Origin of the sequence: Streptomyces botrytidirepellens, assembly GCF_003721215.1 — a bacterium.
In the GTDB taxonomy this organism is placed as follows: Bacteria; Actinomycetota; Actinomycetes; order Streptomycetales; family Streptomycetaceae; genus Streptomyces; species Streptomyces himastatinicus.
This window is the reverse complement of sequence record NZ_RIBZ01000187.1, coordinates 1-14283: the sequence shown is the minus strand read 5'-3', so window position 1 is coordinate 14283 and position 14283 is coordinate 1. Positions and strand designations below refer to the sequence as shown.

At 69.3% G+C, this 14283-nt stretch carries 11 protein-coding genes; 4 read left to right on the top strand and 7 right to left on the bottom strand.

Going from position 1 to position 14283, the window contains the following annotated elements; genetic code table 11:
* Positions 1 to 11: 11 nt before the first annotated feature.
* Genes EEJ42_RS14715 through EEJ42_RS14705 form a run of 3 tightly spaced genes read right to left on the bottom strand, consistent with a single transcriptional unit; the run spans position 12 to position 2320 of the window.
* Entirely contained in the window at positions 12 to 869 is an 858-nt protein-coding gene (locus EEJ42_RS14715) for an IS5 family transposase (protein WP_123100399.1), read from the bottom strand.
* Between the two features lie 39 nt (positions 870 to 908).
* Positions 909 to 1316 carry a hypothetical protein gene (locus EEJ42_RS14710; protein ID WP_123100398.1) on the bottom strand — a complete coding sequence of 136 codons (408 nt, stop codon included), beginning with the start codon at positions 1314 to 1316 and terminating at the stop codon, positions 909 to 911.
* A gap of 2 nt (positions 1317 to 1318) precedes the next feature.
* Positions 1319 to 2320 (bottom strand): DUF6192 family protein, encoded by a 1002-nt coding sequence (locus EEJ42_RS14705; protein WP_123100397.1) that lies wholly within the window; start codon positions 2318 to 2320, stop codon positions 1319 to 1321.
* A 640-nt stretch (positions 2321 to 2960) separates the two neighbouring features.
* Between EEJ42_RS14705 and EEJ42_RS14700 the strand changes: the two genes are divergently transcribed.
* The gene (locus EEJ42_RS14700) at positions 2961 to 3410 is read left to right on the top strand and encodes a cupin domain-containing protein (protein WP_123100396.1); all 450 of its coding nucleotides are present in this window, start codon (positions 2961 to 2963) and stop codon (positions 3408 to 3410) included.
* Position 3411: 1 nt separating this feature from the next.
* Here the strand turns inward: EEJ42_RS14700 and EEJ42_RS14695 are convergent, their stop codons facing one another.
* From EEJ42_RS14695 to EEJ42_RS14685, 3 genes are all read right to left on the bottom strand, one after another.
* Positions 3412 to 4926, bottom strand: a complete 1515-nt coding sequence (locus EEJ42_RS14695) for an esterase/lipase family protein (RefSeq protein ID WP_123100395.1) — start codon at positions 4924 to 4926, stop codon at positions 3412 to 3414.
* A 106-nt stretch (positions 4927 to 5032) separates the two neighbouring features.
* The gene (locus tag EEJ42_RS14690; RefSeq protein WP_123100394.1) at positions 5033 to 7231 is read right to left on the bottom strand and encodes an endonuclease; all 2199 of its coding nucleotides are present in this window, start codon (positions 7229 to 7231) and stop codon (positions 5033 to 5035) included.
* 260 nt (positions 7232 to 7491) lie between these two features.
* Positions 7492 to 9048, bottom strand: a complete 1557-nt coding sequence (locus EEJ42_RS14685; protein WP_123100393.1) for a purine-cytosine permease family protein — start codon at positions 9046 to 9048, stop codon at positions 7492 to 7494.
* A 342-nt stretch (positions 9049 to 9390) separates the two neighbouring features.
* On the opposite strand from EEJ42_RS14685, the gene EEJ42_RS14680 reads away from it, so the two are divergent.
* The 3 genes from EEJ42_RS14680 (at position 9391) to allB (ending at position 13024) form a co-directional block, all read left to right on the top strand.
* Positions 9391 to 10872, top strand: coding sequence for an NCS1 family nucleobase:cation symporter-1 (locus EEJ42_RS14680; protein ID WP_123100392.1), 1482 nt, complete (start codon positions 9391 to 9393; stop codon positions 10870 to 10872).
* 23 nt (positions 10873 to 10895) lie between these two features.
* On the top strand, positions 10896 to 11618 hold the full coding sequence (locus tag EEJ42_RS14675; RefSeq protein ID WP_123100391.1) for an aspartate/glutamate racemase family protein: 723 nt from the start codon (positions 10896 to 10898) through the stop codon (positions 11616 to 11618).
* Between the two features lie 65 nt (positions 11619 to 11683).
* Entirely contained in the window at positions 11684 to 13024 is a 1341-nt protein-coding gene (gene allB, locus EEJ42_RS14670) for an allantoinase AllB (RefSeq protein WP_123100390.1), read from the top strand.
* A 27-nt stretch (positions 13025 to 13051) separates the two neighbouring features.
* Here the strand turns inward: allB and pdxA are convergent, their stop codons facing one another.
* A complete protein-coding gene (gene pdxA / locus EEJ42_RS14665; RefSeq protein WP_123100389.1) occupies positions 13052 to 14065 on the bottom strand; it encodes a 4-hydroxythreonine-4-phosphate dehydrogenase PdxA in 1014 nt (337 codons plus the stop codon).
* Between the last annotated feature and the right edge of the window lie 218 nt (positions 14066 to 14283).

Below are 14283 nucleotides of genomic sequence, written 5' to 3'. Positions count from 1 at the left end.
CATGGGCGGGCTCAGGCCGTCGGTTTCGGCTTCTTCGCCCAGCCGGAGGCGGGCTTCTTCCGGGTCAGACGCCTGCTCATGAGGGTGATGAGCGACCAGTTCAAGTGAGCCTCGGAATGCTGGGGAAGGCGTTCGTAGTCACGCGCGTTGCGGCGGGCGTTCATGATCCATCCCAGTGTGCGTTCGACACGCCAGCGGCGCGGGAGTACGACGAACCCTTTGGCGCCCTTGGGGCGGGAGACGGTCTTCAGGGTCAGGTGGAGGAAGTCCTCGGCCCAGGTGACGAGCTGGCCGGCGTAGGCGGAGTCGGCCCAGACCTGGGTGATCTGCGGGTGCATGAGACGAAGGCGCCAGAGCAGTTCGCGGGCGGCATCCCGGTCCTGCATGTCGGCGGGCGTCACCATGATCATTACGGGGAAGCCCTTCGTGTCCACCGCGACGTGTCTCTTGCGCCCGTTGATCAATTTCGCGGGATCGAATCCACGTGTCGCCCGGCTCACCGTGGAGGCACCCTTGACCGACTGCGAATCAATGATCAGCGTGACCGGGTAGGGGCATCGTCCCAGACCAGTGCGCAGACGGCGACGGAGCTGGTCACGGATGTAGGTGACCACGCCACGGCGGTTCCATCGGGCGAAAAACCCGTAGACCGTTTCCCACGGAGGGTAGTCGGAGGGCAGAGCGCGCCACTTCGTGCCGTTGTCGGTGATATAGCGAATGGCGTCGACGATCTCGCGGCGCGGGTGAGCTTCCGGCCGACCGCCCTTCTTGGTCTGGCAGGCCGGGACGGGCAGGAGCGGCTGGAGCAAGGCCCATTCGGCAGTGGTGGTGTCCGAGGGATAACGGCGACGGCGCTGGACGGTGGGCATGGCGGGCTCGGCAGACAGGTCGGGCCGGTTCGGCGGGGGCTATTTGGAGAGCTGGGCGAGGGTGGCACGCACCCCCGTGAGCTGGGCGACGGCGAGCTGGGCCCATTCGTCCTCGGGGCAGCGGGCCAGGTGCGGGTCGAGCGTGCCCGTGATCACCCGGGTGAGGCGGCCGAGGATCTGCCGGAACTGCTTCTTCTCGTACTCGATCCAGTCCGCAGGCTCATCGGAGAAGACGTAGCCGTCCTTGTAGGTGTAGATGATCGGGGTGAGGTGTTCCGCCGCCGCGACATCGCGAAGGTGCCCGATACCCCGGGCGACCTGCGACTTCTTCAGCCGGGTGGCGGCAACCAGCTGCCGGGTGTGCAGTCCGGCGGGACGGGCCTCGATCAGCGAGGCCCAGACCAGATCGCCGTAGTGCTTCGCGAGCGGCCGTGCCGCACGGGGCACGGCTACTCGCCTTTGAGGAGCTGGACCAGTTGCTCGTCGAGGGTGAACTCGCCGTGGTCGACTGCCGATTCGAGCCAGTCGGCCGCCGCCCGTACCTTCGCGATGCCCCGCCGCACGGTCTCGCGCTCGTCCTCGGTGAACTCCTGGCCCCGCAGCCGCGGAACCAGACGCCCCAGGGCAGCGACGTAGCTGTGGCAGGACCCGACCAGGTCCAGGTACTCGATGGTGTGCTCGATCTGCCGCACCGCCGGAGTCCGCTCGCGGATCTGCTCGCGGGTCTCCTCGGAGTTGTCGAACTGGGCCCGGTTCACGGCCATCCGCGTGGTGGTGTCCCGCATCACCCGCCGCGCGACCGCCGGACGTTGCAGCAGATCGGCCGTGACCTGCCCGGCGACCTCATCGTCCCGGGCCAGCTCCTGCACGACCCTCACCTTGTCTTCCTGGCTGACCTGCGAGGACACCGCCGGGCGCCGCAGCAGACCGGTGGCGACCTGCCCGGCGACCTCATCATCGCGGACCAGGTCGGTCACCGCCTGGACCTTTTCCTCCACCGTCACCGGACGCTCCACCCGCTGCCCCACCAGGCGTTTCGCGGAGTCCGGCGTCCAGCGGCGCTGACCGGTGCGCTGGTTGAACGGCGGATCCTCGATCGCCGCCCACCGTTCGGCCTCGTCCGTGACCGACGCCAGCACCCGGTGGACGGTGAAGGAGACGCCGTCCCTGCGCCGCGCAGCCGGCCACCGGTTGGCGGTCCACCGCCAGTCCTCCACCGTGGCCCGCGCGACCCCGATATCGTCAGCGAAGATCTGCAACGACTCCTCGACCGTGTACAGATCGTCGGAACCGTTCGGCATCGACCCGCCCACCGGCCGCATCGGCTCAATCTCCAAGGCCTTGTCACCCAGGGAAAATTGCGCCCGCGCGACCTGCGCGATCAGCTCCCGCGCCTCGGCGACGATCTGCTCGTAACGCGCCCGCGTGACGTTCCCGACCCGCTCCGCCATGACGCCCACCATCCCGCCCCAGACCGGGCCGGCCGCCCCACGGCAACCGTCAACATGACACCCGTCCAGGTCACCTCAAACGGTGACGCGGACCCGAGATCGCGGGGCAGAGCGCGAGACAGGGGCGCTCGAAGCGCACACCGCCCGCCAATTCGGTCCGTGAACAACGCAAGAGACCCCCGGGGCCCAACTTCCGTTCGGCTATGGCATTTCCGCAACACCGTTCCGTGACGCCTGCCGTTCCCGGCAGGCTCTCACCCGGCACCGCGGCGAGCAGTACTTCGCCGACCGCGCACGCTCGACCCCCACCGTCCAGCACCGCCCGCAGACCGGGCACTCAGCCTGTTCCCCGGACTGGATCGCCACCACCCTGAGCCGGGTCTGCTCAAGCACCCGCCAGTGCCGCGACCTGCACCTACCCGAGCAGAACACCGCCGTCGCCGCTCTCGTCGACGGCAACGGATCACCACACTCCCGGCAGTACCGCCGAACTATCCCTCGCGACACCACACCCCTGATCGTCGCGACGTTCAGACCTCAACACCAGCCTTCAAAAACACGCACTGAGGCGCCGGGGCGCCCACGCCCACGAATGCGGGGGAGAGAAGCAGAATGTTACTCAGAGAAAGGAAGGCTATCCATGGGTGACCCGGAAATGCCCCATACGGCCCGTCTGCTTCGGATGAGTGCACATCCCGAAGGAGGTTGGTACAAGGAAACGTGGCGCAGTGACACCGAGATCCAGCCGGAGGGCTATCCCGGGCTGAGGTCCATCTGCTCAGCGATCTATTTTCTCTTGCCTTCCAACGAGGAATCCCGGTGGCACACCGTACGTTCGTCGGAACTATGGTTGTGGCACCGTGGTGGTCCCTTGGTGCTCTTGCTGGGTGGTTCCGGTGAGAGGCCGATCAAGGATCCTGTGAAGATACTGCTGGGTCCCGATCTCGCGAGCGGGCAACGGCCGCAAGCTCTCGTGCCAGCTGGGCACTGGCAGGCTGCTCGCCCGGCCGGCGATGAAGAGGTGCTCGTGAGTTGCGTAGTTGCGCCCGGCTTTGATTTTGACGACTTCCAGCTACTGCCGAAAGACTGACTCACTCCCAGGGGGTCACGGTGAGCCGGATGCGCGCGCCCTCCCCGAGGATCGGGACGGTGGTCGCGGGCAGCTCGATGTGGTTCACCCAGACGTCGTCGGCGGGGTCCTCGTCGCTGGGGCCACCGGCACCGGGGGGCCGGAAGTCCCTGATCGGGCCGGTGATGTCGGAGTTCCAGGTGGCCGAGAGCGCGGGCACGGCCGCCGTGGCGTCGGCGCCCACGTCCACGACGAGGATGTCGTCGAAGTCGGCCGTCTGCTCCAGGTGATCACGGAAGCTCAGCAGGCCGTCGCGCCGGCGCAGCGACAGGATCCGCAGATGCAGGGCGTACCGCAGGGTGCCGGACTCGCCGGACCGCAGTGTGGAGCACAGGAACGATTCCACCAACGGCACCTGCCCGTCCCCGTCCGCCCCTCCGGCGGGCAATTGGATCGAGCACCAATGGGCGCTCATCCGCTCGTGGGTGACGATCTGTAGACCGCGCACCGACAGCCGGACCTCCGCTTGCCAGGTCGTGTCGGACGCCCGCGACAGCCGGTGACCGACCAGCGCGGCCTCCACCCTGCGGTCGCCGAACAGGAAACGCCGCAGGTTCTGGTAGCCCTCCTCGGAGTTGACCAGCCCGTAGCGTCCACTGTGGCTGCGGTGCACATACGCCACATGCGCGCCGGGGACGTACGCGTTGTCGATCTGCACCAGGCCGTCGCTGCGGGGACCGACCGCCGCCGCCGACAGCCCGTGCGCCACGTCGTAGTCGGTCGGATCGGTCCCGACCAGGCAGAACACCCGCTCGCGGGGGAAGGCGAACGGCTGGTCGGGGGCCATGGCCCGGGGATCCCAGTCGTCCGGCGGGCCGTCCGGGGCGCGCAGTGCGCTCGGCGTCAGGTATGCGTACATCCGCTCCGGGCCGAAGATTTCGGCGCCGTTGATGCCGGTCAGGTCGCGCAGCCGCTCCAGCAGGCCGAAACCGGCGTCGAAGGTGATGCCGCCGTGCGGGGTGCCGTAGGTGAAGAGCTTGCCCACCACGTCGGCCGGGTCACGTCCGAGGTCGGGGAGGATCTTCTGGATGAGGCAGCGGCACACCAGGCCGCCCATGCTGTGGGCGACCAGATGGACACGCGGCGCCCCGGACTTCTCCCTGATCGTCTCGATCAGCTTCAACAGGTCCTGTGCGGCGGTCTCCAGCCGGAACTCCCTGGGTTTCGTTCCCCAGGTGGTGGCTGAGGCGTCGTAGAAGCGGTGAACCCAGATGGTGTCCGGCGGGATCGTGTCGTGGGAGGCCAAGTAGAGGTCCTGGCCGCCGTCGACGAGGATCTGGTACCTCTCGTCCAGGTGCAGGCGCAGCAGCGGGCTCTCGAACTGGTAGAAGCACGGCTCGTCGTCCGGGCCGATACGGATGTGGGTGGAGCCCTCGTTGAACCCGTAGAAGGGGTCCGCCACCACCTTGTCGATGCCGGCGGTGTCGCCGGCGAAGCCTCGGACGTAGACGATCGGCAGCTTCTCGGCCCCGGCCATGATGTCCTCCTGGTCTCCGGTTACGGCGCACCCGGCCCGGGGCTCGGGCCGGGTGCGCCGCCGTCGACGACGTCCGCCACGGCGGAGGCGGCTCCGTGCGCGACCCTCAGGGCCAGACGCCCGAGAAGTCGATCTCGCGGGCCCACTCGGGGTGGTCTATCAGCGGATTCCGATTGCCCTGGATCTCCGCGATGGCGGCGTTGCGGTGCAGTTCGTACTCGGTGACCGCCTGGTTCTCGTGCCATGTCAGCAGGACGGGCAGCCGGTCCCCGGGGAACTCGCGTGCGACGTCGCCGACCTGTCCCGGATAGCGGAGCAGGAAGTACAGGGTGGCACGGGCGACCGCGCCCTTGCCCTCCGTCGGCTCGAACCCCACGCTCTCGCGCATCCCACAGGCGTCCCGGAGCGCTTCGTCGAAGTCGGGGAAGTCGAAGTACGGGAAGTTGCCGCGGAAGCTGTTGCAGCCGGCCTCGCACGCGAACAGGTGGTGCAGGTCTCCCCGCATCGGCTCCTGTTTGGCGAACCACGACTGCGGCACCACGTGCTCGCAGTTGAACGGCATCGACGCCTCCAGCGCGTCGAACTCCGCCTCGAACTCGGCCGGACCCGCCGTGCTCTCTTGCCGCAGCAGTTCCTCCACGCGGGCCAGCCGCGCCTCGGCCACGGTCGCGTCGGCCCGTACGAGCTCCTCGACGGAGAAGCCCCTGGCCGAGTAGATGCCGTACAGCCGACCGTCCTTGTGAAGGTCCACCCAGGGGTAGACCAGCCGCATCGGCTTGTACCTGGGCTGGGGCGTGTGGGTCTCCTCCAGCAGCGCGGTGAGCGCGCGGCGCAGCGCGTCACCGCCGCCGGTGCGGACGTTCGCGTAGTACGCGTCGCGTGCGGCGATGTCGGCGGTCCGGTCGTAGTAGGGACGTTTCTGCGCGAGCTGGTGGTTGATCAGGGCCGCGTCGACCTCCTGCTCGACCGCTGACACGACGTCCGTCCGCGCGGCCGAGGGCGGCTGCGGCGCGGCCTTCGGCGTCGGTTCGAGCGTGGGCAGCGGGGCGAGGGGGGTGGCCTGCGGGGACATCGGTGTGTCGAACCCGACGGCGATCCGCAGCGGGAGGACGAGCTGCGCGGCACCCTCGGTCGCGTGCGCCGGTGCCCGGGCCTGCGACCCATTGGCCGCCGACAGGGCGGTCTTCCCGTTCGACGAGGGAATCGGCGGAGCGCTTTCGACGGGGGACGGGGCGAGCCCGGCGGTGAACATCTCGTCCCGCAGCCGGGCCGCCGCACCGGTCAGGGTCACCTCGTGCAGGGCGCGCAGCACCCGGCTGATCCGCACACCCTCATTGGCCAGCCACGCCAGTTGCTGCTCGCCCATCTCAGGCCGCCACACTGTGCCGTCGACGCTCAGCGGCCGGCCCTCGGCGTCGGTCTTCGGGACGGCCGAGTGGTGCAGCGCGACGACCTCCCACTGGTCGTTGAAGACCGGGGAACCCGACGAGCCCTCACGGGTGTCGGACGCGTAGTGCAGGAACCGTTCCAGTACGTCGACGAGCTGGTTGTCGCGCAGCGCGATCTGCTTGGGCTCGCCCCTGGGGTGCTGGATGATGTTGACGAACTCCCCGATGACGGCCTTCCCCTGCGTCTCAGTGAGCATCAGCCAGCCGAACGACGACAGCGGCTCGCCCTGCGTGCCCTGCGGGGCCACCGCGACGAGGCTGTAGTCCAGCGCCCGGTCGGTGACGAAGAGGCGGTGCGGCTCCAGCGGGAAGACCGCCGGTGTGAGCGGGCCCCCTTCGACGCCGTCCTGGAACGCGAACGCGACCTTGCTGCGGCTCGCCTCCTCGGCAGAGTGCAGCACGTGGTTGTTGGTGAGCAGCAGGGAGGGGGACACCATGAAGCCCGTGCCGTGTCCGCCACCCGGTCCGCTGATGGTGACCCGACCAACCGAGCGGGAGACCTGAACGCCTTCCTCCAGGAACGCGACCGGGGCGAGATTATTGCGCCCGATGAGGCGCTCCAGCCCCAGCGCGTCTCCGGTAAAGGCCTCCGGGGGCAGTTGAAGGGTGCTTCCCCCGCTGCTGGCGGGTTCCGTCGGCGTGTGCTCGATCGCCCGCGCCATGGCCCAGTCGGCACCGAGACGTGCCAGCCGCTTCTCGACCCGCTCGGGAGCGTCGGCGTACAGCACCCCCTGCGTCTGGAGAACCGCTTGGTTTCTCTCACGCTGCGCGGTTCGGCTGGTGTAGCGTGCCGCGGCCATCGTCAGCTGCGCCAGATAGTCCGACTTCCGTTCGGAAGTGAGTTCCGCCGTGGCCATGATCCGCCTCCTGGCCTGCTGATTGTGGCGGTGGTGTCTGAGACACGGTTCATCGGGGGCAGGCGGACGGCGTCGGATGAGGCGTCGGCGCTGCCATGCGGGCGGGCGATGTACCACCTGCCGCTTTCCGTACAGACTCTCTGCCACCAATGCTTCCAGATGAGGTACTTACGCGCAAAAAGAGGCGAAGGGTGCGGTGTGCGGAGGGCGGCCAGGTAGCGCACGCCTGACCTCCGGAGGCCGCCGCGGCCAGGTGCCGCTCAGGTGTGCTCGGGAGAGGTGGCGGTCGCGGTGGTGGAGAGGCCGTCGGGGCTGCCCGGGGAGTCGGTGATGGGCGGGGCGTCGGCGGCGGAGGCCCGCACGAGGCGGGGGCCGTCCGGCCCGTACACCGCGCGCGGTTCGGGAAACGCGGCCAGCAGGCCGAGGTAGCTCACGGCCGCGAGGGCGAGGCCGACCGGCAGGGAGATGTCGGCCCCGTTCGCGAGGTTGCCCAGCGGGCCGACGAACTGGCCCGGCAGGTTCACGAAGAGCAGCGCCACGACGGCGGACACCAGCCAGGCGGACATTCCGCGCCAGTTCCAGCCGTGGGTGAACCAGTAACGGCCGCCGCGCTGACGGCGGTTGAAGACCTGGAGCGCCTCCGCGTCGTACCAGCCACGGCGGATGACATAGCCGAGAACCATCACGATCATCCAGGGCGCGGTGCAGGTGACGATGAGTGTCGCGAAGGTGGAGATGGACTGGGTGAGGTTCAGGGCGAACCGGCCGAGGAAGACGAACACGATCGACAGTGTCCCGATGAGGAAGGTCGCCCGGACCCGGCTGAAGCGCGGAAAGACGCTGGAGAAGTCGAGGCCGGTGCCGTAGAGCGCCGTGGTGCCGGTGGACAGGCCGCCGATCAGCGCGATCAGGCACAGCGGCAGGAAGTACCAGCCGGGCGAGATCGCCAGCAGCCCGCCGACGTAGTTGGGGGCGGCGGGGTCGACGTACGTGGCGGCCTTCGTGGCGATGATCGAGGCGGTGGCCAGGCCGAAGACGAACGGCAGCAGGGTGGCGAGCTGGGCGAGGAACGCGGCGCCCATCACCCGGCGGCGCGGTGTCGCGGCGGGGATGTAGCGGGACCAGTCGCCGAGGAAGGCGCCGAAGGAGACCGGGTTGGACAGCACGATCAGTGCGGCGCCGATGAACGACGGCCAGAACAGCGGGTCGGCGGTCGAGTCGAAGGTGCCCGCGTAGCCGGGGTCGAAATCGCCGCCGAAGGCGACGGCGCCCAGCACGAAGAGCGCCGAAGCGGCCGTCACGGCAACCTTGTTGACCAGCAGCATGAAGCGGAAGCCGTAGACGCAGACGATGAGGACGAGGACCGCGAACACCGCGTAGGCGGCGCCGTACGAAACCTCCGACTCCGGTACGTCGGCGAGCCGGTGGGCCCCGCCGATGAGTGCGTCACCCGAGGACCACACCGAGATCGAGAAGAACGCGATCGCGGTGAGCAGTGAGAGGAACGAGCCGACGATCCGGCCGTGCACTCCCAGGTGCGCCGAGGACGAGACCGCGTTGTTCGTGCCGTTCGCCGGGCCGAACAGCGCCATGGGGGCGAGCAGCAGCGCCCCGGCGAGCAGGCCGAGGGCGGTCGCCGCGAGACCTTGCAGGAAGGACAGCCCCAACAGGACGGGAAAGGCGCCGAGTACGCACGTCGCGAAGGTGTTGGCGCCGCCGAAAGCCAGCCGGAAGAGGTCGATCGGGCGGGCCGACCGGTCCTCGTCCGGTATGCGTTCGACGCCATGGGTCTCGATCTCGGTGATCGACGTGGTCACGGGCTTCACCCTCCGGTCCGGCTGTGGCCGTGCCCCGTGGTCAGGGACGGGGTCACAGTCTGCGTCCCGCCCCTGACCAGCGGCAACCATTCGCCGACCCGGGACACCTTGCGGCCGGGGGGTGGTGAAAAGGTGTCCCGGGTCGGCGAACCCACCGTGCCTGACCACGCACGGCTTCGCCGGGCCCGGGGCAGCTGGGCTCAGGGCCCCGTGATCGGAACCTGCTGCCTCCGACCCCTTGACGGCGCAGTTGCGTGAAAACTACTTTTCGATCCACGGAAGAACACTTCCGCTTTATGGAAACTTCAGGCGTGCGCCACCTACTCCCCTCTGGAGCGCCGTATGACTGCTGTACATGACCGATCGTGCGTGGATGCCGAGGGTGCTGTCAGCTCCGGGCTGTACACGTACGATCTCGCCCCGACGAAGAAGGAGGGGCGCCGTTGGGGCGCCTATAACGTCTTCACGCTCTGGGCCAATGACGTACACAGTCTCGGAAATTACGCGTTCGCCATCGGCCTCTTCGCGCTCGGGCTCAACGTATGGGGCATTCTGGCGGCCTTCGCGCTCGCCTCGGTCCTGCTCTTTCTCCTGCTGACGCTGTCCGGCTTCATGGGGCACAAGACGGGCGTCCCCTTTCCCGTCATGGGCCGTATGGCGTTCGGTATCAAGGGGGCGAAGATACCGGCCGTCGTCCGGGGAGCCGTCGCCATCGCCTGGTTCGGCATCCAGACCTACCTCGCCTCTTCGGTCCTGAGCGCCCTTCTCGTCGCGATGTTTCCCGGACTTCGCTCCATGGACGCGAACTCCCTGCTCGGTCAGTCGACGCTCGGCTGGATCACCTTCCTGGCCCTGTGGACCCTCCAGGTCCTCATCGTGAGCTACGGGATGCAGATGATCCGGCGGTACATGGCCTTCGCGGCGCCCACGACCCTGATCACCATGTGCGCCCTCGCGGTCTGGATGTTCGTCCGCGCGGACGGTTCGATCGCGCTGTCCGTGGACGAGCCGCTCATCGGCGCCGAGATGTGGCTACAGATCCTTCAGGGCGCCGCACTGTGGGTGGTGATCTACGGAACGTTCGTGCTCAACTTCTGCGACTTCACCCGGTCCGCGAAGAGCCGCGGCTCCATCGTCCGCGGAAACGTGATCGGTATCCCGGTGAACATGCTCTTCTTCGCCGCCATCGTCGTGGTTCTCAGCGGGGCGCAGTTCAAGCTCGACGGGCACGTCATCACCAGTCCCACGGACATCGTCCGGACGATCCCGAACGAGTTCCTGCTGGCCGCGGCCTCGCTCGCCCTCATCACCCTGACGATCGCGGTGAACCTGCTGGCCAACTTCGTGGCACCGATCTACGCACTGATCGACCTCTTCCCCCGTCGGCTGAACTTCCGCCGGGCCGGTCTGGTGAGCGCGGCCATCGGTCTGGTGATCCTGCCGTGGAACCTCTACAACAGCCCGGTCGTGGTGAACTACTTCCTCGGCGGGCTCGGCGCCCTGCTCGGCCCCCTGTTCGGTGTGATCATGGCGGACTACTGGCTCCTGCGGAAATCCCGCGTGAACGTGCCCGACCTCTACACCGACGACGCCCAGGGCGAGTACCACTACCGCCGCGGCTACAACCCCCGGGCCGTGTGGGCCTTCGTCCCCAGTGCCGCGATCGCCGTCACCATGGCCCTGGCACCCTTGTTCCACGCCGTGGCCGGATTCTCCTGGTTCATCGGCGCCATCCTCGCCGCGGCGCTGTACGCGGTCATCGCGGACCGCACGGTGCCGCTGCGGGACGTGGACGGTGAAGCCATCGCCGTCGCCGCCGAATGAACCACTCAGGAGAAGGCTGAACGATGCGCATCCTCGTTGTGAACGTCAACACCACGCCGTCCATCACCGACTCGATCGGGGAGCAGGCGGCCAGTGTGGCATCGCCCGGTACCGAGATCATTCCGCTGACGCCCGCCTTCGGGGCGGAGTCGGTCGAGGGCAATTACGAGAGTTACCTCGCCGCCGTCGCCGTGATGGAAACCGTCCGCGCCTACCCGGAGCCGTTCGACGCCGTGATCCAGGCCGGATACGGCGAACACGGCCGGGAAGGGCTACAGGAACTGCTCGACGTTCCGGTGGTCGACATCACCGAGGCGGCCGCGAGCACCGCCCAGTTCCTAGGCCGCTGCTACTCCGTCGTGACGAGCCTCGACCGCACGGTCCCGTTGATCGAGGAGCGCCTCCACTCCGCCGGTCTGAGCGCCCGGTGCGCCTCCGTGCGCGCCAGCGGACTCGCCGTACTCGATCTGGAACGGGACGAGACCGCCGCCGTCGACGCCATTGTCGAGCAGGCCGCCCGTGCGGTGGAGGAGGACCGGGCGGAGGTGATCTGCCTGGGCTGCGGCGGCATGTCCGGCCTCACCGAACGCGTCGTCGACCGTACCGGGGTCCCCGTCGTCGACGGGGTGACGGCGGCTGTGACGATCGCCGAGTCCCTCGTCCGCCTCGGCCTGTCCACCTCCAAGGTGCGTACCTACGCACCCCCTCGGCCCAAGAAGATCGTCAATTGGCCCCCACGGTCGTGATGACACGGGCCGACCGCGCATCGAGGAAGAACACGCAAGGAAGAACACGTGAGAAGGAGCGTCCGTTGCCCGACATACAGCTCGTCCTGCGCTCGACACGCGTTGTCACACCCGAGGGCCTGCGCCCCGCGTCCGTGACCGTCGCCGACGGCCGGATCGTGGACGTGCTGCCCCACGACGCCGAGGTGCCGACGGGGGCGCGGCTGGAAGACGTCGGTGATGACGCCGTGCTGCCCGGCCTCGTCGACACCCACGTCCATGTGAACGACCCCGGGCGCAGCGAGTGGGAGGGCTTCTGGACCGCCACCCGGGCGGCAGCCGCCGGCGGCATCACCACCCTCATCGACATGCCGCTCAACTCGCTGCCTCCCACCACCACCCTCGACAACCTGCGCGTCAAGCAGGAGGTGGCCCGCTCCAAGGCACACATCGACACCGGCTTCTGGGGCGGTGCGATTCCCGGCAACGTGAGCGACCTGCGGCAGCTGCACGAAGCGGGCGTCTTCGGCTTCAAGTGCTTCCTCTCGCCCTCCGGCGTCGAGGAGTTCCCGGAGCTCGACCCGGCCCAACTGGCCGCCGCCATAGCGGAGATCGCCTCCTACGACGCCCTGCTGATCGTGCACGCGGAGGACCCGGGCCACCTGGCCGCCGCTCCGCAGAGGGGTGGCGCCGCCTACGCCGACTTCCTGGCTTCCCGTCCCCGGGCGGCCGAGAACGATGCCATCGCCCTCTTGATCAAACTTGCCCGTGAGTACGAGGCCCGCGTGCATGTGCTGCACCTGTCCTCCAGCGACGCCCTGCCGCTGATCGCCGACGCGCGGCGCGAGGGTGTCCGTATCACCGCGGAGACGTGCCCCCACTTCCTCACCCTCACCGCCGAGGACGTCCCGGACGGCGCCACCGAGTTCAAGTGCTGTCCGCCCATCCGCGAGCGCGAGAACCAGGACGCCCTCTGGCAGGGCCTGGCCGACGGCAGCCTCGACTGCGTCGTCTCCGACCACTCGCCCTGCACCACCGACCTCAAGACCCCCGACTTCGGCACGGCCTGGGGCGGAATCTCCTCACTCCAGCTCGGGCTCCCCGTCGTCTGGACCGCCGCCCGCGAGCGGGGCCACGGCCTGGAGGACATCGCCCGCTGGATGTCCTACGGTCCCGCACAGGTGGCCGGTCTGCCCCACAAGGGCGTCATCGCCCCCGGCCATGACGCCGACTTCGCGGTCGTCGCCCCCGAGGAGACCTTCACCGTGGACCCGGGCCGGCTCCACCACCGCAACCAGATCACCGCCTACGCGGACAAGACGTTGCACGGCGTCGTCCGCGGGACCTGGTTGCGTGGTGAACGGATCGCCGAGGGTGGACGCGTCACCCAGCGGGCCGGCCGGCTGATCGAGAGGCACACCGCATGACCGCGGCGGCTCTGAACGGCTCGCCGTTCAGGCCACCGGAGCGGCGGGCACCGTAGCCATCCCGGCCGCCTGGCGCAGCGCCTCGACCATGCTGCCGGGCTCCGCCCTGCCCGTTCCGGCGATGTCGAACGCGGTGCCGTGGTCGACCGAGGTGCGGATGACGGGCAGGCCCACGGTGAGGTTGACGCCCGCCTCGATGCCCAGGACCTTGACCGGGCCGTGGCCCTGGTCGTGGTACATCGCCACGATCAGGTCGTAGTCGCCGCGTGAAGCGAGGAAGAAGGCGGTGTCGGCGGGGAGCGGGCCCCGGGCGTCGACGCCCTCGGCGCGCAGTGTCTCCAGGGCCGGGACGATCTTCTCGTCTTCCTCGCCGTAGCCGAACAGGCCGTTCTCGCCCGCGTGCGGGTTGATGCCGCAGACGCCGATGACGGGGTTCGGGGTGCCGGCGCGGACCATCGCCTCGTGGCCGCGGCGCACCGTGCGCTCGACGAGGCCCGGCCCGATGCGGTGGACGGCGTCGATCAGGCCGATGTGCGTGGTGACATGGATGACCTTCACCTTCTCGGTGGAGAGCATCATCGAGACCTCCTCGGTCCCGGTCAGGTGGGCGAGGAGTTCGGTGTGGCCGGGGTAGATGTGGCCCGCGGCGTGCAGGGCCTCCTTGTTGAGCGGCGCGGTGCAGATGGCGTGCACGTCTCCTGCCACGGCGAGTTCGGCGGCGCGCTCGATGTACGTGTACGCGGCGCCGCCCGCGACCGGCGACAGCTTGCCCCAGGGCAGGTCGGCGGGGAGCAGACCGAGGTCGACCACGTTGACGCGGCCGGGAGTGAACTCGGCGTCGCGCGGGTGGTCGACGGCGGCGATCTCGCAGCCCAGGCCGAGGAGGCGGGCGGCCTCGCGCAGCCGCCGCGCGTCGCCGATGACGACGGGGCGGCAGCGGGTCAGGACGGCCTCGTCGAGCAGGGCCGCGACGACGACCTCGGGGCCGATGCCGGCGCCGTCGCCCATGGTGACGGCGACGAGGGGGAGGGGGGTGCGCATGCGAACAACTCCTGGGCGGTCAGCGGACGGTGGGGGGATGCCGGGGCGGCCCCGCCGAGCACGGCGAGATGCGCGATCTGCGCGATCTGCGCAACCGTGCCGCCGGGCTCCGCGGTTCCCGCGACGAAGAGCAACGGGGCGCGGTCCCGGGCGGGCGCGGTGCGCCGCGCCGCGCGCGGCGCTGTCCGTGCGGCGCGTGCCGCGTCGGCGGGTGGCGG